The organism is Methanosarcina sp. 1.H.A.2.2, from assembly GCF_000979975.1.
Classification (GTDB): Archaea; Halobacteriota; Methanosarcinia; order Methanosarcinales; family Methanosarcinaceae; genus Methanosarcina.
In genome coordinates, this window is sequence record NZ_JJQL01000083.1 from 1 (window position 1) to 3,893 (window position 3,893).

3 protein-coding genes are annotated in these 3,893 nt (G+C 42.0%); all 3 read right to left on the reverse strand.

What is annotated here, in order from left to right:
• Window positions 1–759: 759 nt before the first annotated feature.
• Window positions 760–1,308 (reverse strand): ferredoxin-thioredoxin reductase catalytic domain-containing protein, encoded by a 549-nt coding sequence (locus tag EO93_RS13425; protein ID WP_048163037.1) that lies wholly within the window; start codon window positions 1,306–1,308, stop codon window positions 760–762.
• A 14-nt stretch (window positions 1,309–1,322) separates the two neighbouring features.
• Window positions 1,323–1,628 carry a glutaredoxin family protein gene (locus EO93_RS13430; protein WP_048163034.1) on the reverse strand — a complete coding sequence of 102 codons (306 nt, stop codon included), beginning with the start codon at window positions 1,626–1,628 and terminating at the stop codon, window positions 1,323–1,325.
• 270 nt (window positions 1,629–1,898) lie between these two features.
• Complete coding sequence (locus EO93_RS13435; protein WP_048163036.1) at window positions 1,899–3,386, reverse strand: MFS transporter; 1,488 nt, start codon at window positions 3,384–3,386, stop codon at window positions 1,899–1,901.
• Window positions 3,387–3,893: the final 507 nt, after the last annotated feature.

Genomic DNA, 3,893 nt, shown 5'->3' on the forward strand with positions numbered 1-3,893 from the left:
ATAAATCAAGTATTCCTACCACTAATATAAAATTATTATTATATATATCGCGACAGGAAACTCTAATTATCTGCGGTAATTATCGGACAGCCTGTAAAGGTCAGGGTATTCGTGACCCTCTGCGCTCCCATAGTAATAAATTAAATAGAATCAATTTTCCTTATCATTAATAAGTAACGGAAATAAGGCCAATATAAATAAAATGAAGGGGGTTTCTTTTAAGAGCATTTCGATAAATCTCTAGTTTCAGCAAGTTGCTTATAAACAATTTATACGCGTGAGACGAAGTATAGGGGCTTTCGAAATCAGCTTTAAGGAATTCCAAAACATCAATCATGTAAAGTTGAAGATAGGGGAGTCCAACCTCAATAAAACTGTATTTGCTAAAGCCCTGAGTATTCGATTCCATAGCTTAACGCCTCCAAATAAGGAAACTTTTTATGGAGTCACGAAGAAATAATTTATATTTATTAACAAAGTAAAAAAGAGATTCTTATATTACTCACTTAAGGCGCAAAATCAATGTCTATAGCCTTTGTGGTTTAACTTTATATTTTAGACCGCTACAGGCTTAACGGTATTGATTTCTCAGTTCAACCACGTAAGTCCTAACATATTAAGAAAAGAAGTACCTGCAGCAGTTTTGACATAGTATTTAATATTGAAATTTGAAGAGGATACAAAAAAGGAAAAATTACATGAAAAAATTACATGAAAAAATTACATGAAAAAATTACATGAAAAAATTACATGAAAAAATTACATGAACCGTTCAAATCTTTCCTTTTTCGCCTTACAGATAGGACAGACCCCTGGAGCCTCGTCCATGGCACTGAGATATCCGCAAACCTTACATCTCCATACTGGCTTTGAAAGGTTCCCTGAGAATTCCATAGTTTCCATCATCTCCGTTCTTTCAGCTTCCTCGGCTCTTTCAGCTTCTCTTTCCTCGCGGGAAGGGCGCCTTTCCGGGATAGATTCTATTTCTCTTTCTCCTCTAATGGTCTCGTCCGAAACATAGAGTGCACAGTAACAGGCTCCATAATCGTTTAGATCAGGATCTCTGTAGTAGCAGGGACAGATAATATCCAGGTCTTCCTCTTTATTTCCGGAAGCCAGTCTGCATGGACAGCTCCAGTAGCCGTAACGCTCCTCATTGACCAGCAGCCCCCGCACAAGGTCTTTTGTGAACTCGACATCAGGATTCAGGTGGTAGCCTGATTTCTCAGCCTCCTGCTTCAACCGCTTATAGACTGTGTCCACTTTCTCTTCGGATATGCCTTCTTCGGCAGTTTTCTCTTCTTTCAACCCAACTCCCCCCCTCAAAAACCAAGAGCTTCACGGATTTGTGTTTCCTTAAAACCCACAATTGCCTTTTCGTCATTTATAATAGTTGTTGGGAAAGAGATTGAAGGATTAAAACGTCTGACTATCTCAACAGCGTTGTTTTCTTCCTCTCCTTCCAGCCTGTCCACATAAATATACTCAAAATCCACTCCAAGATCGGTGAGCAGTTTCTTTGTTTTTTTACACCATACACAGGTGCTCAGCCCGTACATTACGACCTTACCCCTGTCAATTCCGGAAACATGGTTTCCTTTCTCTCTATTCCGGCTAAAAAGATCCACTAAATAAACCCCCTGCAATAATTAAGTTAGCTGTATATCTATAGCGTTTTACTCAAGACAGATTGTTGCTCTGGACTTCTGGCAGTAAATTAAAAATCCACTAGATAGTAGATAATCCACTAGATAGTAGATTCTAGATAGTAGATTCTATAAACTCCTTATCAGAAAATGTCAGATAAAGTATATAAAATTGAGATATACTTCTCCACGGCTGCACGTCCTCGGGATACGCCAGATTACTCGAAATGGAACCTCAAGAAAGTTATTTTTTCAACGCACTGTTTTCTTACCCGCTTCAGGTATGCCTGTGCGAACCACCGAACTGGTTTTTCCTCTCACCAGAGACGCGAATACCCCGATGATGCAGAAGATCGTAAACAGGATAAACGCATAATGCAGGCTCGAAACGAACTGGGAGTGATATTCGGGTGTGATCTCCACAGGGCCGATTACAACCGCAAAGATCATCATCGCGATACCCATCGAGAGCATCTGGCCGAGGAGCCGCATAGTCCCGTTCATCCCGGATGCGACACCGTAGAACCTCTTATCAACCGAACTCATAATTGCATTCGTGTTCGGGGAAGAGAAGAGCCCGAACCCTGCACCGAGTATGAGAAGGGTGAGGACCAGGTGCCAGAGAGGTGTCGTTTCTGTAAGGAAAATGAGGAAGAAGAGCCCAATTGAAGTGAGAGCCATTCCCGCCGATGCAACGATCCGCGGCTCAATCCTGTCAGAGAGCCGGCCGGCAATTGGGGAAACCATGGCCTGGACAACTGGCTGCGCTATCAGGATAAAACCTGCGTGCTCAGGCGTGAAGCCTTTTGTGTACTGCAGGTCCAGGCTTAAGAGAAAAGTCACTGCAAAAGTTGCACTGTAATTGATAAGCGCGGCAAGGTTCGAAAGGGCAAAAATCCTGTTTTTTGTCAGGAGCCTGATGTCAAGAACAGGGGAAGATATTCTCATTTCATAAAGAGCAAAGCCGATAACCCCGAGAATTCCCGCAGCTATGAAGGCAACTCCTTTAAAGTCCGGAAGAGTTGAGAACCCGTACATAACAGCAACGACCGCTGCCCCATAGATAACAGACCCTGTAAGGTCGAACTTCTCCCCCCTGCACTCGGCCCATTCCCCTTTCAGCTTCCAGAGGATGAGAATAACCGCTGCGATGCCTATAGGGACGTTTACGAAGAAAATGCTCCTCCAGCCCAGATATTGCGTCATTAAACCTCCAAGGAAAGGTCCAAGGGAGAGCCCGAGGTAAACTGCAGTGATATAGATCCCGAGAGCCTTACCACGTTCACCCGGGGGGAAGACGGAGGTAACGATGGCAACTCCTGTCCCGAAGATCATAGCACTTCCAAGCCCCTGGATAACCCGGATACCGATCAGTATTTCTGTCGAAGGGACCATGGTCATTGCCAGGGACGCAAGGCTGAAGATAGAAATACCGTAGAGGAAAACCTTTTTCCGTCCGTAAATATCTGCGATTTTTCCGAACGGGACAAGAAACACGGCTGAAGATAGAAGGTATGCGGTCGCAACCCAGGAGAGAGCTATCGCGTTCATATGAAATTCTGCCCCCAGTGTAGGTAGGGCAATATTTACTGCCGAACCGTCAAAAGGAGTGATAAATCCGGCAAGTATCGCAATAGTGAGTACAATTCTTTTTTCTGTGGCAGCTTCAGGAGTATCGGTAGTATGGCGAATTTCCGGAACTTTAGCAGATGATCTGGTTTTTTTTGTTTCTTTTACCATGTTTATCACTGATAAGAAGGGTCGTAATCTTCTATCTGGAGAGTCCGGAAGATTGCAAAGGGTTTGTGCACAGAATGTGGTATTAAGCAGTAATGCTCTCCTCATAATATTTATTGTCACAGTTGACTAATCAGAAATCTTAATATGATCTGCTTGTTTTTAAATATTATACAATTCAACCGGTTTTTCAGCAAGCTCGAGGGCACAGATTTAATCCGAAAAAGAAATTCTCGTCAATTTCAAGCCCTGTCTGACAAAACAGGGGCTCAATAACTGACATGGCAGAATAGCCGGTCAAAATGAGATGAAGCAAATTAAGTTATATCATCAGGGTAAATTTAACTTAATGGCAGAGTAAAAGCTTTTCCAGCAGAGGAATAGTAAACCAACAAAGCATTAGAACAAATAAACAGATAAATCATAAAATCAGCATTCATCCAAATATATAAACTAAAATAAACTAAAATAAACTAAAATAAACTAAAATAAACTAAAATAAACTAAAAT